The sequence below is a fragment of the Pseudoalteromonas sp. Of7M-16 genome, assembly GCF_022347805.1.
Taxonomy (GTDB): domain Bacteria; phylum Pseudomonadota; class Gammaproteobacteria; order Enterobacterales; family Alteromonadaceae; genus Pseudoalteromonas; species Pseudoalteromonas luteoviolacea_F.
Window position 1 is genome coordinate 36,513 of record NZ_JAKRFY010000007.1, and the last position, 24,473, is coordinate 60,985.

19 protein-coding genes are annotated in these 24,473 nt (G+C 41.1%); 9 read left to right on the forward strand and 10 right to left on the reverse strand.

Features of this window, described 5'->3' with window-relative positions:
* Positions 1–215: 215 nt before the first annotated feature.
* Positions 216–1,322: an FAD-dependent monooxygenase gene (locus tag MHN81_RS08885; RefSeq protein ID WP_239425560.1), complete on the reverse strand. Its 1,107-nt coding sequence runs from the start codon at positions 1,320–1,322 to the stop codon at positions 216–218.
* 100 nt (positions 1,323–1,422) lie between these two features.
* Between MHN81_RS08885 and MHN81_RS08890 the strand changes: the two genes are divergently transcribed.
* Complete coding sequence (locus MHN81_RS08890) at positions 1,423–2,310, forward strand: LysR family transcriptional regulator (protein ID WP_239425561.1); 888 nt, start codon at positions 1,423–1,425, stop codon at positions 2,308–2,310.
* A gap of 62 nt (positions 2,311–2,372) precedes the next feature.
* On the opposite strand, the gene MHN81_RS08895 is transcribed toward MHN81_RS08890, so the two are convergent.
* Both MHN81_RS08895 and MHN81_RS08900 read right to left on the reverse strand, forming a co-directional pair.
* Positions 2,373–2,852: a hypothetical protein gene (locus MHN81_RS08895; RefSeq protein ID WP_023402007.1), complete on the reverse strand. Its 480-nt coding sequence runs from the start codon at positions 2,850–2,852 to the stop codon at positions 2,373–2,375.
* Between the two features lie 155 nt (positions 2,853–3,007).
* A complete protein-coding gene (locus MHN81_RS08900) occupies positions 3,008–3,850 on the reverse strand; it encodes a hypothetical protein (protein WP_239425562.1) in 843 nt (280 codons plus the stop codon).
* Between the two features lie 680 nt (positions 3,851–4,530).
* Between MHN81_RS08900 and MHN81_RS08905 the strand changes: the two genes are divergently transcribed.
* Positions 4,531–5,691 carry an alpha/beta hydrolase-fold protein gene (locus MHN81_RS08905; RefSeq protein WP_239425563.1) on the forward strand — a complete coding sequence of 387 codons (1,161 nt, stop codon included), beginning with the start codon at positions 4,531–4,533 and terminating at the stop codon, positions 5,689–5,691.
* A gap of 142 nt (positions 5,692–5,833) precedes the next feature.
* On the opposite strand, the gene MHN81_RS08910 is transcribed toward MHN81_RS08905, so the two are convergent.
* Both MHN81_RS08910 and MHN81_RS08915 read right to left on the reverse strand, forming a co-directional pair.
* Positions 5,834–7,849 (reverse strand): tetratricopeptide repeat-containing sensor histidine kinase, encoded by a 2,016-nt coding sequence (locus MHN81_RS08910; RefSeq protein WP_239425564.1) that lies wholly within the window; start codon positions 7,847–7,849, stop codon positions 5,834–5,836.
* Between the two features lie 355 nt (positions 7,850–8,204).
* Positions 8,205–10,439, reverse strand: coding sequence for a M14 family zinc carboxypeptidase (locus tag MHN81_RS08915; protein ID WP_239425565.1), 2,235 nt, complete (start codon positions 10,437–10,439; stop codon positions 8,205–8,207).
* Positions 10,440–10,727: 288 nt separating this feature from the next.
* On the opposite strand from MHN81_RS08915, the gene MHN81_RS08920 reads away from it, so the two are divergent.
* Positions 10,728–11,114: a VOC family protein gene (locus tag MHN81_RS08920; protein ID WP_239425566.1), complete on the forward strand. Its 387-nt coding sequence runs from the start codon at positions 10,728–10,730 to the stop codon at positions 11,112–11,114.
* Positions 11,115–11,213: 99 nt separating this feature from the next.
* Here MHN81_RS08920 and MHN81_RS08925 read toward each other — a convergent pair whose 3' ends face one another.
* Positions 11,214–11,414 carry a hypothetical protein gene (locus MHN81_RS08925; protein WP_239425567.1) on the reverse strand — a complete coding sequence of 67 codons (201 nt, stop codon included), beginning with the start codon at positions 11,412–11,414 and terminating at the stop codon, positions 11,214–11,216.
* A 662-nt stretch (positions 11,415–12,076) separates the two neighbouring features.
* On the opposite strand from MHN81_RS08925, the gene MHN81_RS08930 reads away from it, so the two are divergent.
* Both MHN81_RS08930 and MHN81_RS08935 read left to right on the forward strand, forming a co-directional pair.
* Positions 12,077–13,456, forward strand: coding sequence for a hypothetical protein (locus tag MHN81_RS08930; RefSeq protein WP_023402014.1), 1,380 nt, complete (start codon positions 12,077–12,079; stop codon positions 13,454–13,456).
* 412 nt (positions 13,457–13,868) lie between these two features.
* Positions 13,869–14,156, forward strand: a complete 288-nt coding sequence (locus MHN81_RS08935; RefSeq protein ID WP_231105427.1) for a 2OG-Fe(II) oxygenase — start codon at positions 13,869–13,871, stop codon at positions 14,154–14,156.
* Between the two features lie 10 nt (positions 14,157–14,166).
* Here MHN81_RS08935 and MHN81_RS08940 read toward each other — a convergent pair whose 3' ends face one another.
* Both MHN81_RS08940 and MHN81_RS08945 read right to left on the reverse strand, forming a co-directional pair.
* The gene (locus MHN81_RS08940) at positions 14,167–15,369 is read right to left on the reverse strand and encodes a restriction endonuclease (protein WP_023402016.1); all 1,203 of its coding nucleotides are present in this window, start codon (positions 15,367–15,369) and stop codon (positions 14,167–14,169) included.
* An 83-nt stretch (positions 15,370–15,452) separates the two neighbouring features.
* On the reverse strand, positions 15,453–16,328 hold the full coding sequence (locus MHN81_RS08945; RefSeq protein ID WP_023402017.1) for a LysR family transcriptional regulator: 876 nt from the start codon (positions 16,326–16,328) through the stop codon (positions 15,453–15,455).
* 146 nt (positions 16,329–16,474) lie between these two features.
* Between MHN81_RS08945 and MHN81_RS08950 the strand changes: the two genes are divergently transcribed.
* Together MHN81_RS08950 and MHN81_RS08955 are read left to right on the forward strand one after the other, a co-directional pair.
* Positions 16,475–17,149 (forward strand): type 1 glutamine amidotransferase domain-containing protein, encoded by a 675-nt coding sequence (locus MHN81_RS08950; protein WP_023402018.1) that lies wholly within the window; start codon positions 16,475–16,477, stop codon positions 17,147–17,149.
* Positions 17,150–17,184: 35 nt separating this feature from the next.
* Complete coding sequence (locus MHN81_RS08955; RefSeq protein ID WP_036977335.1) at positions 17,185–17,790, forward strand: glutathione S-transferase; 606 nt, start codon at positions 17,185–17,187, stop codon at positions 17,788–17,790.
* A 56-nt stretch (positions 17,791–17,846) separates the two neighbouring features.
* Here MHN81_RS08955 and MHN81_RS08960 read toward each other — a convergent pair whose 3' ends face one another.
* Positions 17,847–20,351, reverse strand: a complete 2,505-nt coding sequence (locus MHN81_RS08960) for a M1 family aminopeptidase (RefSeq protein ID WP_239425568.1) — start codon at positions 20,349–20,351, stop codon at positions 17,847–17,849.
* Positions 20,352–20,592: 241 nt separating this feature from the next.
* Here MHN81_RS08960 and MHN81_RS08965 point away from each other — a divergent pair, with 241 nt between their 5' ends.
* Both MHN81_RS08965 and MHN81_RS08970 read left to right on the forward strand, forming a co-directional pair.
* Positions 20,593–21,411, forward strand: a complete 819-nt coding sequence (locus MHN81_RS08965) for a transporter substrate-binding domain-containing protein (RefSeq protein WP_023402021.1) — start codon at positions 20,593–20,595, stop codon at positions 21,409–21,411.
* A 102-nt stretch (positions 21,412–21,513) separates the two neighbouring features.
* Entirely contained in the window at positions 21,514–22,842 is a 1,329-nt protein-coding gene (locus MHN81_RS08970; RefSeq protein ID WP_023402022.1) for a hypothetical protein, read from the forward strand.
* 360 nt (positions 22,843–23,202) lie between these two features.
* Here MHN81_RS08970 and MHN81_RS08975 read toward each other — a convergent pair whose 3' ends face one another.
* A complete protein-coding gene (locus MHN81_RS08975; protein WP_023402023.1) occupies positions 23,203–24,459 on the reverse strand; it encodes an amidohydrolase family protein in 1,257 nt (418 codons plus the stop codon).
* Positions 24,460–24,473: the final 14 nt, after the last annotated feature.

Consider the following 24,473-nt stretch of genomic DNA (forward strand, 5'->3'; position numbering starts at 1 on the left):
TTTGAGTAAACTCTTGGTAATTTACTAAGTTAGTTGAACAAACACGGCACAGACACAAATTTAATTGAGAATTTAATCACATTGTTGAATCTCTGGTTTTTATGAAGCTTTAGTCGTACTGCCTTGACAGTTCTTACTCAGTGCTAATTTATTACCAGACTGCTTTGATACAAGCGCCATACCCTATATAGCGCTTAATTTAGGCATGGCATTCCTTAGCTATTTTCTAACCCTTGCATCCAAAGTGCACTTAATTGTGTTGCGTTCATCTTAACTGGCTGCTGTGGTTGATTTGAAAAAAATTGCTCGGCCAGCTGCCTACCAATATGCTGTGCCGTTGTGGTCTTTTCGATTCTAGCGTCATAAAAAGTACTCAGTGCGTGTTGAATCTCGGTGTGAGATTTGAGTTGCTGAGTAAGGTGCCAGGCGTCTTCTAGCGCTTGACAGGCCCCTTGCCCAGAAGTAGGAAGCGATGCGTGCGCGGCGTCACCGATGAGTACTAATTTATCCCGATGCCAGTATGGGAGCGGATCGAGGTCATGAACAAATATTCTTTTTACTGAGCCCTTATTATACGTGCGCAAAACGGTTGTTATGGCCGATGGCCAAAGTTTGAAGTGACGCTGGGCATCAGCAAGGTAAGCTTCAGTGGAGCGAGTGTTATCAAGTGTACACCCCCAAGCTGCAGCCCAATAGCACAAGTCATCGTTCACTGGAACAATACCAAAACGCAAGCCTGATGTTCGATATTCTTTAATGGTGCTAGCATGCAGACATTGCGGGCGTGGGCTTATGCCAATCACATTAATAAAGCCTCGAAAAGAAGGGGAGAACTTATCGCCAAACAAGGCCGCACGGATACTTGAATTCATCCTCCCATCGGCACCAATAATGAGATCAAACTTATTAGCGAGTAGCGATATATCTGCGTCATCTATTTGGGTATTAAAGTGACAAGGGATATCTAGTTTTTGTACACACTGATACAAGATTTTCATCAGGTCTTTGCGTAAAATAGAAACACTGTCATACCCACAACTTTGATTGAGTTGAGCAATATCTAGTTGTGCTAGGGTATGGCCTTGCTGATTTAGCTGTTGGACAAATCTAGGCAGGTTACCTCGTTGCCGAATTTGCTGAGTTAAGCCCATTTTATTTAATACAAACATGGCATTGGGCCATAACGTGACACCAGCACCAAGTTCAGAGATTTGACCTCTCTTTTCGAAAATCTCGACACTATACCCGTGTTGCGTCGCCAAAATCGACATGGCCAAGCCCGCAACGCCCGCACCAACAATCGCAATTTTTTTTCCGTGCATTTACTTTATCTCCAAAAGAATCTCTTTGGATTTTGACAAAACAAATCGGTGGGATAAATTAGGGTATATTGTTTTTATAATCCCATAAAATGAGTTAATTGTGCTGGATAGAGTCGAACTAAAATGGTTACTAAGCTTTGAAGCGGTATTTTTACAGTCGAGTTTCAAGCTGGCGTCAGAGCAGTTAGCGCTACCGACATCCAATGTGAGCAGGCATGTGGCGCTGTTGGAGCTGCAACTCAATGTACGTTTGTTTGAGCGAACGACACGAAAAATGACCGCTACCGATGCAGGTCATAAGCTATATCGGTCAGTAAGCCCGCTACTAGAGTCTTTGCAGGCGTCATTGGAAGCCGTGTCTCAGCAGGGAAGTAATTTATCTGGTCACTTAAAAATAATGACGCCAGATTTGCCATTTATGGCTGAAGTTCTTGCCAATTTTAGCGTTCAATATCCCTTGATTCAGCTAAGTTGCGACACCCAGTTGGCACCTAAAGAAGGCCTGTTAGATGGCTTTGATCTTGTCTTGAGCTTTAGCCGCGGTGCTTTAGAGGACTCAGGGTGGGTGGCTAGGGAGTTGGTGCGTTGGCGCAGCTGCATTGTGGCCGCTCCAAGCTTGCTCAACAGGCACTGCAAACCAAACACGTTGGATGAACTGGCTGCTTTACCTTGTATCACAACGTTATCGGTTTTACAGGGGGCGCCTTGGCGCTTCAAACAGGATTATCTATTAAAAGTGAAATCGAGCTACAAGGTAAATAGTGGAAATATGGCAAAAGCGGCTGCGCTAAAAGGACTTGGTTTCTCAATTTTGCCTTACCATGCCTGTCAAAGTGAGATAGCACGAGGCGAGCTGGTAGAGATAGCGTTAGACCGTGAACCTGAAGATCTCGTTTTGAACGCGTTTTATTCTGGTCGTAAGTATCCTTTGGAAAAGGTCAAAGTGTTTTTAGCACACCTTCAAGCTGAATTAAAATCTCTTGTGTAGCTGATTTGTAATAGGGGCCGAAATACAAGCCCCTGTATTAGGTTATAGCCTAACCAAATAGGTTATGGCTCATAACCACAACGGAATACGCGTGTTACACGTTGCTCTGTACGGCAGTTAGTTTCAACTGTGCGAGTACGTTCTTCTGTACGCGTGTTTTCTGAGATTTTATTTACCCAACCAGTGTACTGAGCTGTGGCGATTGATTGATAGCCTGAGCTATTTTTATACCAGTAAGTTGTTGATTCACTTCTGAACTCAGTAGATGGACAGCTTGATTGCGCATGCTTTGTGTCCCATATTACTTTGGTGCGTGGTAAGTAAGAAGTAGGCTGATGCCACAAGTGGCCCAGATTCAAAATCCCGTGGTATCGGCAATCTTTAAATGTCACAGTGTAGGTTTCTTGTGATGTGTCACAAACGCGAACATTGCGTACAACTTCTTCCCAATAACCTTGACCACCAGGACAGTTTGGACGCGCGTTGGCTGACGCACTTGTAAACGCGATAGCTGCAACAGCTAATGCTAAGATTGATTTCATGTTTTTTCCTTAAGTTTTTTTATTGTTATCAGAAATAGTTTCTGATTTATTGTTAGACCCGTTTTGTGTACTAAACAAAGCAACACAGCACGGAGCCTGAACCTGTTGTGATTCAGTGTGTTAATTAAAATTGAGCACAAGCTGCAATATAGGTGTTACATGTTGAGCTTTTTTAGCTGTGCTTCAGTAAACAAAGACTTAATTTCTGAGAGTACGTCATTGTTAACCTGTATATTGTCCATACCATAGGGACTACCCATACTCCCAAGTTCTACTTTGTTCTTTGAATAAAGCGCTTTAGACAGCCGCGCTACCTCTTGCTGTTGAAAATCATCTAGGTCGATGCCCACCAAAGCTTGGCGTAGTGAAAGTTGCTTTTGTTCGAGCTGAATCTCAGCTTGTTGCTGTTCTATGCGGGTATAATTTTCAATCTGCTCTGACGTTAAGATACTATGTAGGGCGTGAATGTACTCTTGGGTATTGTTATCAAGCTTAGCCGCTATCTGCTCTTGGGCTTGGAGAGGCTCAGCAGCACTCGCGTTCCAAGCAAGGTAATCTTGCGTTGCTTTTTGTTGTAGTAGTTGCTGAAGTGCGTCTCGCGAAGCATCGTCTAAGTTGAGCTGTGTTGCGATATGCCTTGATGTTGGTAAAACAGTTTGATTGGCTATCGCACTGATGACGGCTTCATCTTGTATTTTTTGCGACGGTACTGTTGGTTCAGATATTTGAGGAGTTTCATCAGTATAATCTAACGACTGGGAAGCGACCTGATTATCATTTTGAGTGCCAATAGCAGTTGGCGGAGCACTTTCAAGCGCTTGAATTTTTACATTCAAGATCTGGTTTTCTTTTTTTAGCTCAACAATTTTTAAATCTAGGCTTGGATCATAAGCTATAGCGCTAGGCGATTCGTTTTGTATGGGCGAGGGTTGCAGCATGGATAAGCAGATACATCCAACGACCGCGCCACCGATAAAATATAGTGCTCTTTCTTTCATATTGATAACTCTTTCTTTATGTTTGCTTAGTGCAATGAGTTAACGACACGAAAAACGCATATTTGATGGCCGTACTCATTTGCTGCATTTGTTATTATAAAAGTCAAAAGTTTCTAAATTGACAAGAGTGGTTATATTGTTGTTGAACTGGTAACAACTTGAAAGCTGTAAGATATTCCATTTGAGCATTTTTAGAACTGTGTTATAGGCATTTCCGAGTGATGTCAGAACCCCATGATGTTTATAGTATCTTGCTGATGTCTTTATAAGAATTGGAATTGTTGTCATGTAATACTGGTGGCATGTTTGTATAAATCAGGTGGCAATGAAATATGACTCAGGAAGTTGTTTTTACTGTTGGGCGACGTAAATAAGACAAGTGAAAGCCCTTTAGCAAAGAATGAGTTGGCCGCCACTAGGGTTTTCTATTAATTTAGCATTGCGCAGCGCCAACTTTAGGTCGCACTTAATTGTAAAATGTTGGGAGAGTGGGAAGAGTGCTTATTAAAAAGGAATTAAATCGGTTTTTGTGGTCTTTTCGCTAATTTAATTAAGTAGTAAAATCCCTGAAGTTTTGAAGTGAATAAAACTCTATTCTCAGCACTGTTCAACTCAGTTAATATGAGAATAGGACATGCTCTAAGTATTATAACAATGATAAAAACAATTAAGGAATACACATGCTTCATAGGTACATGCTAGGGATATTATTAACTTTGTTATTTGGTTTTGGTTCTGCGTTCGCTCATGAGCAACATCAACAAAGCAAAACGATTAACTCCAAGCTGCTCAATGAGCAACGGACTGTGACGATTCAACTACCTAACTCATACTTTAATAACACTGCTCAAAAATATCCGGTGATTTATCGCCTTGATGGCAAAGAGAGCATAGCAATTGAATCTGCAATGTTGAACAAGTTACACCAATCTGGATCTGCACCAGAGGTGATCATAGTCGCAATTGAAAATACCGATAGAACACGGGATTTAACGCCTACAGTTAATTACGATCCGAGGGGGCCGGTTGGCGCGGGTGGCGGTGGAGACAAGTTTCTAGACTTTATTGAAAAAGAGCTCATCCCATACGTCAGCCAGTCTTATCGTGTCCACGACTTCAAGGTGTTTTCAGGGGCTTCAATTGGTGGCTTACTCGTTTTGCATAGCTTTCAATCTAGACCTCACCTTTTTCAAGGGCATATAGCTTATAGTCCGGCAGTATGGTGGGCAGATGAGACAACCAAGAAAAAAGTGAAGCAGTTTGTGTCATCAGTATCATCGTACAAAAATTATCTATACATGAATATTGGCTCAGAGCATCTATCCATGCGCAGAGTTTATGACGATTTATCTACCCATGTACAAAAAAACAAACCTTCAGATTTGCAACTCGTATTGAATACCTTTAATGACGTACCACATGCCATGACCTCTGCCGCAGGTGTATTCAACGCGTACCATACACTCTTTTTACCGTTAGTCATGCCAAACGATGCGTTAGAAAATGGCGTAAGCAGCATCAAAGAGTATTATCAAAATGTCGCTTTTCAACGCGGTGAGCAGATACAGCCTCAAGAGTGGGTACTACGTGAACTGGCCTATGGTTTAGTTGATAAGCAGGCGTTTAAAACTGCGATTGAAATATTTAAGTACAACATCGCTTTATACCCGAAAAATGCTGAAGCATATAATGGTTTGGCATATGGCTATGAACAAGCAAAGCAATTTTCCAATGCGCTAGAGCAAGTCAACATTGCTTTGCAGCTTGCAAACGAAGGAGACAGTGGGTTTGATGTTTATAAAAATCGGCAAGCGCGTTTAAAGTCACTGTTGCAGTTGTAGTATGCTAGCGCCTCAGCCTGCATTAGTGCGCAGCCTCTACATCCATGCAGAGTGAGGCTCAGTCGATTCTGGCAGTGCTAGCGTACCAATTTGATATGAGGTAATGGAGGTTGGTTTAAGAGACCTGCCTCCAACACTACAGTCATAGCAATTTTTTAGGGAAGCGCACTATAAACTTCGCACCACTTGATTGATGCTCATAGCTTATCTCACCTTTTAATATTTGAACGACTGAGTTGTACGCAATATTTAAGCCTAGCCCTAGTTTCCCTTGGCCCAATTGACTGGTGTAAAAAGGGTCAAATATATGCAGCTGATCTTCTTCGCTGATCCCTATGCCATTGTCTTGGTAGATTATTACCACGTGTTCATCCACTTCCTCAACATCTATGCTAATTTCCCCAGGTGATTGACCTGTAAAACCATGTGCGCAGGAGTTGTTAACCAATTGAGCTACAACTTTTAGTACAATTTCAGGGTGAGAATGGGCATGTACCGGATTGCCAATTACGGATAGATTGATGTCCTGTTCAAAGCTTTGGGCAAGTAATTCACATCGTTCTGTAAGGTATGCAAAAACTTCAAAATCAACGGCTTCACTGGAGTCTAGATTGGCAGCTATCATTTTAAATCGCGCAATCAAATCGGCTGCGCGGGTGGAGTTGTTTGCCGTCATTGCAAGCATCTCTGACGCTTCTTCTAAAAACACGGTTAGCTGACTAGCACTGAGCTTTTTAACCGTGAGTAACTCGCGTATTTCTTTGAGTTTGTCTTCAAGGCATGATGCAGAGGTGACGACTAAGCCCAACGGAGTATTTAGTTGATGAGCCATGCCTGAAACTAACGTTGTCATGGCTGACATCTTTTCGGACTCTAACAATTGTTTTTGTGTAGCTTGGAGGTTTTCTAGCGTTTCGGTGAGAGTTTGATTCTTTGACTTGATCCTGCGAACAAAAAATACGGTGAGTAGCGTAATGATGGCTGCGGCTATCAAAACAACGGTGAGTTGCTCTCTCGCTGCTTGTGTATTTACTCGATGCAAAACGTTTTCTTGTGTTAGCTTGGCAATATCTCGCTCTTTAATTGCTAGATTCATTTGCGCTGAATAAAAGGCAACGCCTATTTCGGCTTGTCCCTGTAAATAGTCAAACTTGCTTTGCATCAAGTGTTTTGAAGTTTCAAGAGCATTTTTCCAATCTTGGATCTGTTTAAAATACTCTACTAACAATTGATATGCTTGAGTTTCCTCTTGAAGTCGAGAGTGCTCGTTGCTCAACTCAATTATTTTCCTAAGCTGAGACTCAACCCCACTATATGACTTTTGCATTATGTTGATTTTAATTGCGTCAATTTGCGGTCCGATACTGTCGGCAATCGCGTTACTTTGTTGGCGAATGCTAGTTGCTGCTGCTAAATGTTGCTTTGCCAATTCGAGCTCTTCAAGCGCAAGGTAGGTTCTACCTAAATTATGGTGAGACCAAGAACTATGGTAAGTCAGGTTATGTTGTTCTCTGAGATTTAAACTTTCCAAATGCAGCTCTAAGGCTTTTTGGTATTGCTCCAAACCAAAATAAGCTTCGCCTAGATTATTTAATCCGACGCCCATTTGTTGGGGGAGCTCTCTTGCTTTTGCATCTTGATAAAAACGCTGAAAGTAGGTTTTGGCATCTTCAAATCGACCGAGTTTAAGATAAACATTGCCGATATTGTTCTCGGTTTGACGCAAGAACAACTCAGTATCCATCAGGGCGGCTAATTTATAGCTTTCAAGATAACTTTCCAGTGCTCTCTCATATAACCCCATACGAGTTAACGCACCGGCAGTTAGGCTGTGGTAGCTAAATAGGATCGTAGGGTCGGAAACTTCAATGCTCATTTTTTTACACTGCGACAGAGTTGAGATAGCGCCGTGAATATCGTCAGTTTGAATCTGAAACCAAGCCTTACCGTACAGCAAACGTATTTGTTGTCGAGTGGTGAGTTTTCCACGGTGCCTGATCAGAAGTTCTTCAGTAGTAATGATCGCTTGAAAAGGCGATTGCGAAGATGCATTGCGTATTTCAGCCCTGAGCTGCTCAAATTCATCTTCGTCGAAAGGTACTGCCAAGGCGGCTGTGCTAAAAAACAGGAATACCAAAATTGTACAACGTAACAACATCAACGCCGTCTCTCTTTAAACTGCTAAAAAAATAAGCATAGCAGTAAATTGGATATACGCATCGGTAAAGGTAAGTAAAAGCATCTAAAGATAATGAATTATAATTTTATTAATATATTCTTTTTTTTACGATAGGGTAAGGTGATTATTATTTATTTAGTTTTTTTGAATTTAATTGAGTTCTTGGTTTGGTGGGGGTCTTGTTGTTTGAGTGATTTTTAAATTGTATTTTATTTTAATAATTTAAGTTGGCTTTTGTTGTGAGTGGATAATGTGTTTTTTAATTTTAATAATTCGGGTTAAGTGCTAATAATAAAGTTAGGCAGCACAGGCTAATATGCTGCCTAGGTTTACTTTATTTAACCGTAATGGTTTCAATAACCTGGCTATACTCATCATGGTTATCTAGTACAACAACACTAACGATATATTCACCAGGGGCAGGGAAGGTTCGTGTGATCTTTACGTCACCATCTGCAAATCCATCATCCGAGCCAATACGCCACAAACGCCTAACTATTTGGCCATCAGCATCAGTTGAACCTGAAGAGTCAAATTCGCAGGTCAGGCCATTACACTGATAGGTTAACTTGGCAATAGGTGGGACTGTGCCTGGTAACTCCATTACCACCTCCTTATTTGCGCGCACTCCGTTGGCATCTTCAATCTCCAATGCGATTGTGTAGGTTCCCGCTCGTTGATTAACGAACTCTATTTGCTTACCAAAGTACTCAAACTGAGTTGCATCATTGCTTATGTACCAGCGGTACTTTAAGCCTGCTTTGTCATCTATGCTGTTGGAGGCGTCAAATTTACATGCACCAAATGTGCAATTAGGTGTGAAGTTTGCGATGGGCGCTTGGTTTTGCTCACTTGCATCATCATCAATGGTTAAGTACTTGGCATATTTCACGCCCCATTGTCCCGTAGTATCTTGCGCTTTAATAGTGACTGTGTAGCGGCCATCATCCCAATCGCTTGTGTCTAGGGCATAGTTAATTTTTTCTCGTGGGGAATCATATATGCCATCAACAGGTGGGAGTATGAGGCGTTGGATCCGGCCCTCTCCTTGTTTTCTGACTGTCATTCTAACTTTTTTGATAGCCTGACTCGGTGGTGCAACACCAGATAAAGATGGACCAAATGCATCATCATGTACGTCGGCAATAAGGTTTATCGGAATCCCCGCAGGTACAGCTGTCTCTCCAGCGCCTTCTAACCTAAAGTCCACAATTTGTGGGCCACCGGAGAGCTTATAGGGCTTTTTCGCTACTTTCGCAGCATAAATGAGCGCTTGAAGATTATTAGGTAAAATTTCGCCTTCGAAATTTGAGCAGTTCTCGAAGAAGGTCGACCCGAGTTCAAACGTATAAGCTGCTACACCTAGCTCTCCATATGCGTAGCCTTCAGCGGAGCCACCGCCATTAAATTGCTCACTTACTTGCAGCGCAAGATAATCGTTATAGGCAGCCATTCTATGACCTAGCATAGATAAACCGGCTGCGTTTGGTGGTGGCGTTGTTTCGTGTGACCAAGGCCACATAACAAAACGACTGTAGCTGTGAATATCAATAAATACGCCCGGTGTATCTAATGGCGCAGCATCGGTGAGCGCATCACCTCGGTTGTCACCAAACAATGCTTTGACATAAGCTTGAATAGCTTGTGTTTCTGGTTCAGAAGCTGGAGAGGGGCCATGGAATGTGCTAGCACATTGTTCATCAGTTGAACCTGAAGTGGTTGCCCAAGCAAAGTCAAAATTTCGATTTAGATCAACACCTCGGTTTTGCTCGCTTTGTGCACAATAACTCGTGTTGGTGTTCTTGCGCCAAAACAGCCCTTGCTCGGCATATTTACGTCCATCAGGGTTGGCAATAAGAAGAATATGGATCTCTCTTTGATTTAAAATCCAGTGAATATCAGCGTCTGTTTTTCTGTTTTTTAACAGGTGCTCTGCGAGGCGCAGAGTAGTTGCTCCGGGGGTATATTCTCTGGCATGCAGTACACTTTGCATAAACAGAGCCGGAAGTTGTTTGTTTTTATTGCGCTTTTTGTTTTTCAACACCAAGACGTTTAAGTCGTAGCCGCCTATGCCGTGGCTTTTTTCCCAAGATGGGCCTATGGTTTTTAGCTCAACAAAATCTGGATATTTTTCGGCGAGCTCTCGGGCTCGTTTATGTGTTTCTTCTACGGTTGGGTAACAGGGGTAATTAGGAATTGAAGTCAATTCTTCAGCGCCTGATGAAGGCGTTATGGACATACTTTTTTTTGTTTTTGGAGGAGCTGGTGCGGCGAAAGACTCTGCCACATTTTGCTCGACAATAATGACTCCAGTCTGAAGTATAGTTCTATATTCCGCCTTGCTTAATGATAGTTTAAATGCATTGTGGGATGCATCAATTATTTGTTCATGGTATAGCCCTGAATAATGGGCTTTTTGCTCTGGGCTATCAAAGTAAAGTAAATAGTTTGATTGGTTTGTTTGCAGATTTAACGCTTGTTCTGGTGTTTTTTGGTTGTGAGTGTAAGCACTTGTAGTAACTATGCTGAGTGCTGATAAAACACCTGCCTTTATTATTTTTTTATTCATTTAATGTCCTTTTATAATTGCTTTTTTACTCTCTTTATCCATCCTTTCATATTTTTATTGTTAAGTATATAGCTCAGTCTTCCTTTGTTTTTTTCGGTTTTAAGGTTTTTAAGTTTATGTTGTTAAGGTGTTTTTCTTCTTTTGTTTGTGTCATTTTTTGTATTTATGTGTATTAAAAGATTTATAATAAAGAAGGAACCAGCTGTTTCTTCAGCGAGGTCTATTTTTTGCTATCATATCCATGATAGCGTAACACTAATTATAAACTTTCATGATGTGGTAGATAATATGTTGAAGGGCTTTCATCACGTGGCGGTTATATGCTCAGATTATAAAAAATCCAAAGCGTTTTACACCGAAGTACTTGGTTTTACTATAGTTTCTGAAAACTATCGACAGGAAAGGGATTCGTATAAACTTGACTTAGTACTGGAAGATGGCAGTCAAATTGAGCTGTTTTCTTTCCCTGAACCGCCTGAGCGACCAAGTAGGCCTGAAGCTGCTGGGCTTCGCCATCTCGCATTTAAAGTAGTCGATATTGAAGCCACAATTTTAGCTCTGAATGAACAGGGGGTGTCTACTGAGCCTGTTAGGGTGGATGAATATACCGGTAATAAGTTTACTTTTTTCCAAGATCCGGATGGATTGCCACTAGAGCTCTATGAAGTGACCTAGTGACAAGAACATTATTGGCTTAGTGTGATTTAACTGACCATATAACCGAAAGGGGAGAGCGGCTTGTATTCACTGAAGCTAACGCCATGCTTTAGGTGATCACAATGCTCTTGCGAACATCGCCCAGAACATGACTCTAACATGAGAGTGTGCGACTATATCAAACTCTTCCTCTCTGCCTTCACGGTATTTTTTGGCCATCTGCTGATGTGCAAAGTCAATGATTTCATTAGTGTATCCGGCATACCAGCTAAAAGGTGACTCCCCTTTAAAGTGTTTTGCAAAGTCTGCGTTTTGCAACCCTTGGCGAATAAAATTTTGTACATCAATAATATAGTCTCTGACAAACTCAACATCGGCTTTGTATCCTAAATTGCTATGGCCTCTACATTACAAACCAAACCTCATTGCCCAATTTTTATCGCTAATATATCTAGTTCACCTTTCATATATTCAATGGGCGCCGGCAAAGATATGCTTCAGCATTTGATATGACGGTGTCAATGGTCATAACTGAAGAGAATATTAAGATTGATCTTTTTATTTATGGAATGATTTTATTATTTTAATTTTATACATAAATAGTGTGGAATTTTTTATTTCTTAAGTTGTTTTTGTGAGTGTTGCTTCTGTTTTTTTAATCATATACTCAGTGTTGATGTCGGATTTTTTCTATTGTGATTTTTATAATTGTCTTTAGTTTTTATCTATATGGCAGGGTTGTTCGTGGATGGTTGTAAAGTGCTTTTTTATGAATCTTAAGGGGGTTAAGGTGAAATCAATATGTTTCTATATACTTAGTTAGGATTTTTATTTTCCTTTTTTTGTAAGTTTTGATTTTTGCATCAATAAACATTTCTTTAATGTTTATTTTAAATAAATTTAAATTTACCGGTTTTTTACGCGTCGTTGTGGTGAGTGTTTTATGCTCAGTTTATAAATTTAATTCGTAAGGACAACGTATGAATAAAACAAAAGCTTTATCATTAATCGCATTATCTTTTCTATCTCAATCGGCATACTCCAGTACAATAGAGGGTTATCCACTTAGCACCATTGATTATAATCAGGGTATGGTTTGGTGGGACCGTGAACCGTTCCCTAGGTGGTATGCTCCAAATATATCTGTGTCAGAAAATGAGAAATATAGAGTACAAAACTCAGACCGACTTGATTTATCGTATAGTACCAACGACGTATGTCCTGAAATGCGTGGTACATGGTGTTATGATGTTAGTAAGATAAAGGCACATATCGTAAAATCGAAAGATGGCGTTTTTGATAAGCCAGTATATTTTGTCAAAGGGCTAAATACGACGGTAGATGGAATTACCGCCAGTGAAAATGAATTTAGTAAATACTGGAGTGATTATAGGCTAAGAGATGTGTTTAAACCTCTTCTCAATGAAGGGCGAGATATAGTTTTTCTTGACTATGCAAATATTAGTGATGACCTAATGGTCGAGAATGCTCAATTAATCCACTTTATTGAAACTAAGCTAAAACAAGGGAATTATCAAAGCACAATGGTGGGATACAGCTATGGAGGAGTGCTCGCTAAGCAAGCATTGAATCTGTTTGAATCAACAGGCTTTAATCATCAGTTTTTTAATTACATTTCAATAGATGCCCCCCATAAAGGTGCAAACATTCCTTATACTATTACCGAAACAATTGGCCGAATTAAAGGGCGCCTTGAAGATGCCAGAGGTTGTTCTTGGTCAAGTTCATGTAAACGAGCAAGAGACAATGCGCGCAGAATGTATAGTAGTTTGACAGAGGGAATAGCCGCTAAGCTGCTGATAACAGGGAAAGACAGCAATCAATATTTTAGAAACTTAAGAAGCGAAGGGTACCCGTCTACTTATAATGTTGCATTTTCAAATGGGAGTTATACAGGTACTCGAGCAAGTTTACCACTCAATGCGCAGATGGCTAGGTTTGAAGTGAATTACTCTGTATATGGTGATACCTATTATACATTGAAATCTATGGATATTCGCAGTAAATATAAAGCTGGACACTATTATATCTCACACCTGTTTGATGATGCACCAGGTTCATATTCTGTGACAGGTGGTTTGTTAAAGCAGTTTTTTGATGGGAACGGAAATATTCGCCGTGTAACCAATAATTTGTTAGCAAGCAACAAAGCGCCAACGTTCATTACGACAGCCAGTGCACTTGATTTGAATAGCAATGATTTATTCTCGCCATTTAATCCAAACTCAGCGTCAACACCTTTTAACAAAGTTTATGCTGTAAATGGTGCTAACTTAAGCCACACTAACTTTAGCTATCATAAAAACAATCTTATAAAAGAAATTAGAAAGGCAAACTAATAGAGTGTTTTAATGGATGTGGAGTGGTGTGATATGCCACTCCGTATTGCTTTTTAAAACGGTATATTTAGTGTGGCACCTTTAATGATACATGTACTTAAATTTCCTTATCCACTAAATTTTAATCTAAATCTCTTAATTGTTGATGAAATGAATAGGAATCAATCGGAACTCTATTCTTATTTTATATGATGTATGTATTGTAAAAGCGTCTAGAAGTAACTTATTCGATGATGATATGCTTCTATGCGTAAAAGGTTAGAAGCTGACATTCTTATTTAACTCCCTTTCTCTTTTTTACTTAAATTTCTCTGTTATTTCCTGTACTTTGGACTCAGTGTTATAGGAGAAAAAATTGCTTAATCAGTTATTTAAATGGCAAGTAGGGCGACAAAAGTCCGGGTATCATAAAATGCTCCTGATGGGGGCATATTGGCCTATTAAGTTTGATGTTTATCTTTTGAGGTTCCCACAAGGGTGTGAAGTACCAGAGCATACAGATAAGGTCAATAAAGGACGTCACTACCGGCTTAATATAGTGCTGAAAAAAGCCCAAAAAGGAGGCGAGTTTATATGTCATTCGCCCATTTTTGAGTCTGAACGAATCAAACTTTTTCGTCCTGATCTGTGTGTACACGCCGTTTCCAAAGTAGAGCAGGGTGAGCGCCTTTTACTCAGCATTGGTTGGGTACGGCGATAAATAAGCCTATTTATTCCTGATAGGTCCAAGCGTGTAGATCTAAGTATCCTGCCATTTCTAGCTCGTCGATTGATTTTTTATCTTCAGACATAATGCGTTCGATTCTTTTAATAAGAGCGGGGAGCGCATATTTCCAGCGTATCTCTTTGGGAAGCTCGCTGACCACTTTGCACATATGATTACCGTAGTGTTTGTAAAAAGATACTTCCTTTTCCATCAATTTTTCATAGTCAGGGTAAGGAATATTAATGGCAATATCACTTTGTGCGACGCTGTGTTCAATAAATGGGCCTGCTAATTTCTCTGGTGATGGTGGCCTAAGCCTAATTTTTTGATCTGTCTGCTTTATCTCACTTGATAACAACCTCGACTCAATAAGCGCTTTAAATACCACGGCCGCTTGCAAGTCAGATTCATCGCGCTCAAATAAATAGAATCGTAGCGTATCATGTGAAAATATAAACTTGATAGTAGATTGAATATCCGCTTCACGATTGCCCATGACACGTAATTTACGTCGTATTTTGAGCTTTTTTTGGCGTATTTCCGCGTTAGTTTCAGTTTGATACTGGAGCCTAGATAGCTTTTGTTTTAATTTTTTTGACTCATCTTGCGCTATAGCGATACGGCCATTTGGGTGATCTTTCAAATCTTCGACGGCTTCATTTGCTGATAGTATCCATTCTTTTCCGGTTGATCTAAGCAGCCCATTTTTGGTGCCCCAACTGGCCAATAGAGGTGTGTGCTCTGTACCATTAGACGCGAGCGGAAAGTGTTTCGCCGCGACTTCAGGGCACATAGACACTTTTCGGACGATTTCGGACCAAAATAAGACAATGACACTAAATGATTTGGTTTGCTTATTGTATTGGCGTATAAATTTTTCGATTTTAGCGTCCGCTGGTGCAGTCGTGAGGATATAGTATTCTTTTAAAGCGGGTTCAAATGTTTCTGCCGCCGCAATTTCTTTTTTTACTTCTTTTTCAGTTAAACGGCTAACAGGCCATTTAGACTTTTTCTTGCATTGCAATCCAACAGGGTAGATCCCACCGCGTGCTGAGACTATATCAACCCCTTGTTGAGCTTGTCCCGCACGGCCATGTCGAACTAAATTCGGTGCATTCCACATATACTCAAAAAGATCTGCACAGAGTTCTTCAAACTGCTCCCAAGAGCGAGGAGGTGGGAATTCATAATTAACTAAATTGCTCATAGGTGTACCGTATTTTGTGTTGAATTAGGCAATAATCCGAAAACGCAAGTATATAACTTTAAAGCATTATCAGACTCTTTAACTTAATAATGCTCAAAGTACTTGAGCAAGAATTCTATTGCAAGCCGCGTTCTGAGGGGCTGAAATTGACGGTTCTGATAGACTATCCAGCTGGTGGCACCAGAACTCCAAAAAGGCGCCAGTACAGGTGTGAGGGTGTGCTCTGATAGCGCACTATCAAATGTGCGCTGAGGCATGTAAGCAATGCCTAACCCTGCTACACAGGCAGACACTACCACGTTGGCATTATTGCTGCGCCAATTGCCCTTCACTTTTATTGTGTGTTTAGTGCCGTCAATCTGAAATACCCAGTTATCGTTGTTGGCGATTACGCAGTTGTGTTGTTTTAACTGCAAGGGGTGAGTAGGGGTGCCATATTCTTTTAAATAGGCAGGGCTGGCCACTGCCATCATTGAACGGCTCACCAGTTTACGTGCGATCAGATTTGAGTCATTGAGTTCACCATAGCGAATAGCGAAATCTATACCATCTTCAACAAAGTTAACCATGCGACTATTAAAATCAATGTCGATAGATAGCTCGGGGTGCAGTTTCGCAAACTCCATAAGGGCTGGCGCAATATAGTTTTCGGCAAATCCACCTGCTGCGCTTACTCTGAGTGTGCCACTGAGGTTAAATTGTTGCTGTGCTAATTGCTCGTTTGCTTGCTGTAAGCCTGTGATCAACTGTTTGCTTTGTTGATAGTAAAATGTCCCGTTTTCTGTGAGGTTTATCTGCCTTGTTGTACGTGCAAATAAACTACACCCAACTCGTTGCTCTAATCGAGCAACTTGCCGACTGATATGACTTGTACTGCAATTGAGCACTTTAGCCGCAGAGGAAAACCCGCCGCTTTCTGCAACTGCGACAAATTCAAAGATACCCTCAAAACTATCCATTTGGACTCCACTTTTTACCACGTATTCATGAGTGTCTACTATTATTGCTAATTAGCAAAAGTGTTTAACCAATTTAACTGATTATCATTTATTCAGAAAAAATATAAAGTACTTATCGAGATAACAAAAGCTAAAGGTCAATTGAGATGAAAAAAGTTTTGATCCCTGTAACAAATCACCCAACATTAGGTAGCACAGATCAGCCAAATGGCACCTATGCACCTGAGTTGACACATGTTGTCGCTATTCTAAATGCTCACAATATCGGCTTTGATATCGCTTCCCTCTCAGGTGGCAAAGCGCCACTGTATGGTACTGATATCGAAGATGACCAAGTTAACACTGACGTACTCTCAAATCCTGATTTCATGGATAAAGTTAATAATACGTTGGTCATCTCTAAACTCGATATTGAATCCTATGACGCTATTTTTTATCCCGGTGGTTTTGGTTTACTAAACGATCTCGCCGAAGATAAGGTGATGGCTTCTTTAGCTGCCACGCATTATGAAAATGGCGGCATCATAGCTGCGGTATGTCATGGGCCTGCCGCGCTCTTACCGATCACTTTGAGTTCTGGTGAGTTATTGCTAGCAGATAAAAAAGTCACGTCTTTTACCCGAGAAGAAGAAGTGGACTTTGGCACTATTGAAGACATTCCTTTTTTACTTGAAGAATCTTTAACGCGAAAGGCTGCCCAGTTTAACAAAGTGCAACCTTGGCAGAGTTTCGTAATCGAAGATGACAGGCTGATCACTGGGCAAAACCCAGCCAGTGCGCATGCTGTTGGTGAGTTACTAGTGAGTAAAATCGCACGCTAGGTTAGTGTATGTCGAAATTGATAGGGAATTAATTAATGATAACCGTTCACCATTTGAATGCATCCCGTTCAACGCGCGTTATTTGGTTATTAGAGGAGCTGGCTATGCCATATCATGTGGTACAACATCTGCGTGATGAAACCACTAAACTGGCACCTACTAGTCTTGGCAAGATCCACCCTCTGAATAAGGCACCGATAATAGAGCACAACGGCCATATAATTTGCGAGTCTGGCGCTATATTGGAGTATATCCTTGACCAAGGTAAAAACGATCTACGCCCAGATAAACAAAGCAGTGATTATTATGCCTATTTGGAGTGGATGCATTTTGCCGAAGGGTCGTTGGCGCTGCCTGTGATCACCCATTTACTTATGCAAATGGAAACTCGCTCTGGAGATGCGCCCTTAGATGGATATATTACCAAAGAGCTTAATTTAGATTTGAGCTATATCGATTCAATTCTAGCGCAGCGCACTTATTTCGCTGGCGCTATGTTTAGCGCGGCAGATATCATGATGACGATATCTTTAGAGATAGCGGGCAGTTTAGGACTGTTGGAAAATAGGCCCAATATCCAATCATATCTTGCTCGCATTCAGGACCGAACTGCCTATAAAAAAGCACGTGAGTTTGGCTAGGTATTTTGGCGAGATATAAAGTAAATAAAAGAGCTGGTCCCAGCTCTTTTTAGGGTTTAGCTTGCAGCAGAGATACTTTTGCTGATCTTTTGCGATCTTTGCGTACATTGATCAATATTATCTTTCACGATGTCTAGTTTCCCTTTGATCCCCTCGATGTGTTGCCAGTCGAGAAATAACTGTTCAACAGCGTGCTTTTGAGTGCTTGAGCAGGCCAATAAAAAGTTATACGGAAACCATTGCAGAGCAGATTGAGCAACCCGTTTAAAAATTTCTGATTCACGCTTTTTTATTTGTTTTGCACTGGCTAGCCTAAGCGCAGGGTTAAAGATTGGGTACTGAAAACGATAATCTATCACCATACCTTGCGTGGCATCACTGAGTAACAGGTTATAATAGAGTGCAACGTTCTCTTCTCTACTCACATAGCCAAGTGCCGAGAGCATATCGTCTTTGACTGGGCTGGCTACCTGCTTAAACTGTTTTATCAACTGCTGATACTCTGACTTGGTCGCACTATTTGCCAAAACGGATACCATATCTGAAAAGTATGCATGTGATTGACTGTGTGGTTTTCTATAATGGTGCAATGCAGCTGCAATGGCTTTGGGGCTTTTTAAATATAGACCGAATAGTCTAAGAGTATCCCCTCCATGTGGTTGGGCGAGAATATCTGACCAATCGAGTTTATGTTTTATGTGCTTTTTTAAGTAGTTGGCGAGATTTTCCTGGCTATCTAGTTGTGCGTGTTCCAAAAATGCATCAAGCAGTTTACCAATAAGTTCATTCGCGTCAGAGGAGCTAATATCGAGTTGGTTTAACTCTTTCACAATTCCTTGGATATAATCCATATAATTGATGTATCCGGTTATGGCAAGAGCTTGTTGATTGTCCCTAAAGGACGCCAGTTCAGAGGCGCTCAATTTTGAAAATGGGAATGCATCGAGACCGGTGTTATCCACATAGCGAAAATATCCGACGCCACCAGCGTCGATGAATATTGCTTTCGTTTGGGGTGAGATAGGCAGAGTTCCCTGACTACCTTCTAGTGTGAGTTTGCGCTCAGTCATGCTACTTCCATCCCAAAGTTTGATGGTCAGTGGGACTGTCCAAAATTGACTTTGTCTGTTTAACAAATCTTGCTGCTCAAACACCAAATGTTGTTTGTTTTTAGACACAGAAATAAGAGGGAAGCCTGTACTTTGGGTAAAACTGGCAATAAAGCGTTGTAAATGACGTACTTTAAACAATTCAGAAAACTGTGTTGTACTGACATTACCGCCAGCAAAGGAATGTACATATTGCTGAATATGTTTTTGAAAAGCAGACTCACCAGTGGCCTGTTCGAGCATTTCTAGGATTGCTCTGCCCTTAGTGTAATGCAATTGCCCATATGCCAATGTGTCTTCGCGGTTTTTCACATCAAATATCAGCGGTAAAGCGTGGCTGTTGTCATCATAAAACGCTCTAGCTTGAGGTATATAGGTACAAGCGGCGTCATCAGGGTAAAGTGATTCGGTCACTTTCGCTGCGATAAACTCGGTGAACGATTCATTGAGCCAGTAATCATCGTACCAAGCCATAGTTATGTCATTGCCAAACCAGCTATGTGCTACTTCGTGGGCAAGCAATTTTTTAAATTGGCAATGTTCATGGATTGATGCGTTTGGCTGTGGAATTTGATTTTCATTCAAAGATATTAAACCTAAGTTTTCCATTGCTGCGACACTACCGAAGTTACCGATAACAAAATCCAATCGTTTAAATGGAAAGGGCTTTGCTAAATAGAGTTCAATAAAGGAGAGAGAGCCTTCGATTGTACTGCTGAAGTAATCAGGTAAGGATATTTGATTGTCAGCTGGGCTATATACCTTGGTATTGAAACGGGTGTCAGAAAAGGTGTGGGTTTCAAACTTTCCAACGGCCAATGTAAGAATGTCTGTGTTCATACGAGGTGTGGTTGAAAACTCCGAAACTTTTAGGTTGTCTCTGAATTTGACCGACTTTACGTTTGTATTGTGCAGTACTGAATAGGTCTTGGGTGCAGTGATGTGAAAAGTAAATTGTGTCTTTTTGTCTGGCTCATCAAGCGTTGGGAATACCCTGCGGGCTTCCATGGATTGGAATTGGGATATCAAATAATTGTTGCCTTGGTTACCTTTAACCTGAAAAAGCCCTTCAACATGTTGGGAATACTGCGCGCTATAGACAATATGTAATTGTGCTGAGTTTTCCACAATTAGAGGTAATGCATGCTCAATAATTTCATATCGATTGGGGGAAGTGACAGGGAGTGGCCAGTGTTTACCTTGATAAATAAGCTGTACTTCTTTGATGTTTAAATTTTTACTGTGATAAGCCAGTACTTGGCTGGGCTTTTCTAACTTAAACTCAAGCGTTGTAGAACCTATAAGTGTAACCTTATTAGGGTCCAATTCTAAATGAACGGTTTGTTGTTGCAGTGATAAATACGATGGCAAGCGGTGCTCTGCGGCGCACGCTTTACCTAACCATAAACTCAGGCACAAGACGATTGCTAAACCAGTTGGCGTAAAACTCATATGATTCCCGTTGAGGTTTATTTTTATTCGGGCCTTCCAAATAATAAATAAGGAAGTGTGTTTGTCAGCATAATACAGAGTCTATATGCAGCTGCACATAATATCTTGTTTTTAATTGAGAACATGGCCCCAAATATGCTGGTAAAAAAGGTGAAATTGCAGTAATACGGCCATATTTGTTTTGTCAGATGTTTCGAACTTAACTAAGCTCAATAGGAGAGAGATTTTTAAAGGCGGCAAAATGGCCCTGTTGTTGCGAGCATGTATCCTGATAGGTTTGTTTTTTGGACATGCTTGTCATGCTGCTAAAACCGTGTCTGTAATAACCCTTCCAGATTATCCCCCATTTGGCTTTTTAGATCAGGGGGACACACATGTAGCGCGCGTCGAACCAGGTGAAGATAGCCCCAATTTTCAAGGGTTTGCGTGGGACGTTGTGCGCGAGAGCTTTCACGAGATGGGCTATACAGTTGAACTTTGGGTTGTACCTTGGGCGAGGGCATTAACGTACCTTGAGAGTGGGCGAGTTGATTTAATTTTTCCCGTTAGCATTAGCGAAGAGCGCCTAAAAATTTATAAGTACTCTAAAGAGTATGTAAATACCGTCTATTACCGTGTTTATGTTTTAAAGGAACAGTCATTTGTATGGAGTTCATTGGATACTTTGAATGGAAAAACCATTGCACAAATGCGCGGGTTTAATTATGGCGCGCAATGGGAAGCGGCGACTGGTATAAAAAAGTATGATGTTGGCAAAATCATACAAGGGTTTGAAATGCTTAAGAGTAATCGGGTCCATGGTTTTGCTGGGTATGAAGGCATATGGGACATTGTACTACAACGGCATAACCTTGAAGCCGAATTCACCAAATTACCTATGTTCGACAGCAACAAAGAGTTTATTGCTGCTTATTATGCCAACCCAATGGCAAAAAAATTATTGAGCCAATTTGATCTAGGCCGCCAGCGGATCTCAAAAAATGGCACCTTAAAACAAATTAAACAGAAATGGTCTGGCGTTTTGACGGACCCCAGTGAGTCGATTGAGGACAGCAACTGATCCCCCCTAAAATTTTGATTTAGCGCAATTAATCTTGTTACCAATCTTAAGCTCTGAGCTTGCCTGCCGATACCAAGGAATGACTGGATTATAAGGATAATTATGAAAGTAACTTCGAACAGCCAGATGGCTGTTTATTCACTCGCGCATACTCCCAAGCAATCTTGGCGGCCTTCAAATGAGGGGGCGGCAAGCCTTGATAAGGTTTCGCTCTCGCCAGAGTCAAAAAAAATGCATCCACTGCTGAGCACATCTAAACGTCTTGCGAATTCGGCTGATCTCATCGGGGCTGCTAAAGTCAATGGAGATGGGGAGCTTATTGGTTATAGCAAACTCAACTCACCAGCACAGGTCAATGCGTTTATGGCAGTATTTGAGAGCGTGTCTATGGAACACCAAGATAAATTGCGTTATATACCTGTTGATGAATCATTTTTAGATCTCACTGATAAGCTTACAACGCAACAAATCGAAACGGTAATTGATAGCGCGTTTTCACTTCATAAAGACCAAGTGCTAAATCAAAATTATATGCCAGAGCAAATTATTGACTACGTACATGGATTGGCGGCGTTATCTGATGACAAACTTAAAACAACGCTTGGTTTGACCAAGCAATTACTTGATATTGGTGAGCAAGAGTTACTTGAAAGGTCAGTGAACAAGCGCTATCCGCCGGGGACTATGTGGGGCACAACTGAGAATAAGCGGTTGTATAAGCCTGATTATGAACACCCCACAGAAGGTTTTGTGACCGATGACCAAGTTGGTGCACAAATGGTTAAGCGTTTAACTGAAGCTGCACAGCAGCTAACTACAGATGAATTAACTATGCTGGGCCAAAACATAGAGGGGCGCAGCTACCTAGCTACTCGCGGCATACTCGATATGGCCGCACTCTCTTCTAAGCATGACAAAGGTGCTTTTATTAATCTACTTAATGAACCGAGTGAGCAGACAGACGCACTCTTTGAGCTGTTTGGGGCGCAATCGGACAAACTGGAATTTACGTCTTTTTATCATGCGAGTAAAAACCAAGATAGTGAGGACAAGCACCTTGTTAAGCTTTATTACGCCTATAATACGGACTCTGATGAACAGCGCCAGAGCATGATGGCGGATATTTTAGCTTTGCATAAAACCCACGGTGCTGATTTTCTTAATGACGCTGCACAGTTATTGCGTGATGTTGATGCATCTGACAGAGCTGATGTTTGGCAGCAGTGGATTAAGGTGAATGACGATACCGGAAAGACGACGATTGATAACCTTGCAGAGCACATTGAGGCAAATAAAGATAACTCAGCGGTGAAGCAACAGCAGCTTCGAGATGAAATACGTGAAAGCTTCAAGTGGCATTTTGAGACTGGTTTTGATTCCGAGTTAAGGGAGATTGAGCTTTCTAGGAAATCTGGGAGTGAGCAGGCGTAGCATAGCGTTGTAAAGACGTAACAAGTGTAGTGGCTCATACCTGCTCTTACAATTTAGGTGAACAGGCTTAGACTTTACCTTACAGGCAGATGTGAGCGGCCCAGGATAGTCGATAAAACAAATAGTAATAGGTGCAGCCCAATCCCATAATAACCGTTTCGACACCGCAACCGAAAATAGTACAAGTTGCCAAAAAATAAGCTTAAAAAGTATAAGAATAATGTAAGGTGAGAGGCTTAAGTCCTCTCACGGTGGTAGTTGCTTGTGGTGAATCGTTTGTTGCAAATTGAAGGTTTTATGGTTCTGGTGTCTTTGTAATCCGCTAATGTAATCAAGAACGACAAGTCTGTCTTTGTCAGCTTAGTTAACGGAATACCCGATACGACCGTTTATTATGACGGTGTCGATTTTCTCTATATCACTAATATTGTCCCACGGATAGCCATTTATTATGAGGATATCGGCAAGTTTTCCCTGTTCAATGGTTCCAAGTTGCTTTGACTTTTTAAGGGCAATTGCGCCATTTCTTGTCGCGGCGATAACGGCTTGAGTATCACTTAAACCAGCATCAACTAAACGTTTTAATTCCATATGATAACTGTATTGACCATGTACTTTTACCGGTGAGTCAGTGCCAACTCCTAACATGACATCAGATTGTGCCAAGTGTGGGATGTTTAAGTGACCCTTTGGCTCTCGGGCGAGCGTGGGAACATAAGTCACTTGATTGTTTGTAACAGCATCAAGAGTTTCTTGGCGAATGATGTTTCCATGTCGAATACCGTGTTCAACACTTGTCACCCCAGTGTTAATTGCTTCGATTGTTTCGTTTTGACCACCAGTGTGCGCCGCGACCCAGAGGCCATTCTTTTCTGCAAGCGAGGTGATAGTAGCCAGTGTTTCCCGAGACATTCGAGGCATTTCAATATCATTAACGCTGTCGGTGTGACCTTGATAAACAACCTTAATACCATCAATCCCTTGTGACATTAACTGTTCGATTTGTGTCGTGATCTGCTCTGGTGAATCTGACTGAAAAGTCATTTGTTTTAGTACCCAGGCTGGCATGTCTTTACGTTGAGTGGGGTGACCACCTGCAACGGTAAAAATTGGGCCCGCGACAAATAATCGAGGACCAGCTAATTTATCTTGAGACAATGATTTTTTTAAATCAAAGATGGCTGGCGCTATGTCTCCTAGCGAGCGATAACTGGTTACGCCAGCTTGGATTAGGTCTTGTCTAACACTGGGTAAAAAGCGAAGTTGAGCCCAAATTGTATTTAGCATGTTGTCATGTTTGGATTGCTCTTTCCCCCCAAAGAAGTGGCCATGCAAATCAATTAGACCAGGCATAATTGACTTTCCCGTGGCGTCAATTATCAAAGTTTTTTCCGTAACATTACAACTTTCTCCAAGACAAGCGATTTTACCATCAGTTACTAATATTCCCGGGTTGCTTGTTGCAAATTCAGAGGTGGCGTCAAATAAAGTGCCGCCTTGTATCCACATATTTTGTTGCGGTTTTTCCCAAGTGTACAGGTCGTGTTTATACGCTAGCACCAACGCTAAACCAGAAATAATTAAAAATACTAACAGATATGCAAAGAACTTTTTCATAACTTTTCTCCGGC

What these genes read in the sequence shown, in the direction of transcription:
- MHN81_RS08885 (WP_239425560.1), bottom strand. Translation starts at nt 1,322, where the DNA reads ATGCACGGAAAAAAAATTGCGATTGTTGGTGCGGGCGTTGCGGGCTTG.
- MHN81_RS08895 (WP_023402007.1), bottom strand. Translation starts at nt 2,852, where the DNA reads ATGAAATCAATCTTAGCATTAGCTGTTGCAGCTATCGCGTTTACAAGT.
- MHN81_RS08900 (WP_239425562.1), bottom strand. Translation starts at nt 3,850, where the DNA reads ATGAAAGAAAGAGCACTATATTTTATCGGTGGCGCGGTCGTTGGATGT.
- MHN81_RS08905 (WP_239425563.1), top strand. Translation starts at nt 4,531, where the DNA reads ATGCTTCATAGGTACATGCTAGGGATATTATTAACTTTGTTATTTGGT.
- MHN81_RS08910 (WP_239425564.1), bottom strand. Translation starts at nt 7,849, where the DNA reads ATGTTGTTACGTTGTACAATTTTGGTATTCCTGTTTTTTAGCACAGCC.
- MHN81_RS08915 (WP_239425565.1), bottom strand. Translation starts at nt 10,439, where the DNA reads ATGAATAAAAAAATAATAAAGGCAGGTGTTTTATCAGCACTCAGCATA.
- MHN81_RS08920 (WP_239425566.1), top strand. Translation starts at nt 10,728, where the DNA reads ATGTTGAAGGGCTTTCATCACGTGGCGGTTATATGCTCAGATTATAAA.
- MHN81_RS08930 (WP_023402014.1), top strand. Translation starts at nt 12,077, where the DNA reads ATGAATAAAACAAAAGCTTTATCATTAATCGCATTATCTTTTCTATCT.
- MHN81_RS08935 (WP_231105427.1), top strand. Translation starts at nt 13,869, where the DNA reads ATGCTCCTGATGGGGGCATATTGGCCTATTAAGTTTGATGTTTATCTT.
- MHN81_RS08940 (WP_023402016.1), bottom strand. Translation starts at nt 15,369, where the DNA reads ATGAGCAATTTAGTTAATTATGAATTCCCACCTCCTCGCTCTTGGGAG.
- MHN81_RS08945 (WP_023402017.1), bottom strand. Translation starts at nt 16,328, where the DNA reads ATGGATAGTTTTGAGGGTATCTTTGAATTTGTCGCAGTTGCAGAAAGC.
- MHN81_RS08950 (WP_023402018.1), top strand. Translation starts at nt 16,475, where the DNA reads ATGAAAAAAGTTTTGATCCCTGTAACAAATCACCCAACATTAGGTAGC.
- MHN81_RS08955 (WP_036977335.1), top strand. Translation starts at nt 17,185, where the DNA reads ATGATAACCGTTCACCATTTGAATGCATCCCGTTCAACGCGCGTTATT.
- MHN81_RS08960 (WP_239425568.1), bottom strand. Translation starts at nt 20,351, where the DNA reads ATGAGTTTTACGCCAACTGGTTTAGCAATCGTCTTGTGCCTGAGTTTA.
- MHN81_RS08965 (WP_023402021.1), top strand. Translation starts at nt 20,593, where the DNA reads ATGGCCCTGTTGTTGCGAGCATGTATCCTGATAGGTTTGTTTTTTGGA.
- MHN81_RS08970 (WP_023402022.1), top strand. Translation starts at nt 21,514, where the DNA reads ATGAAAGTAACTTCGAACAGCCAGATGGCTGTTTATTCACTCGCGCAT.
- MHN81_RS08975 (WP_023402023.1), bottom strand. Translation starts at nt 24,459, where the DNA reads ATGAAAAAGTTCTTTGCATATCTGTTAGTATTTTTAATTATTTCTGGT.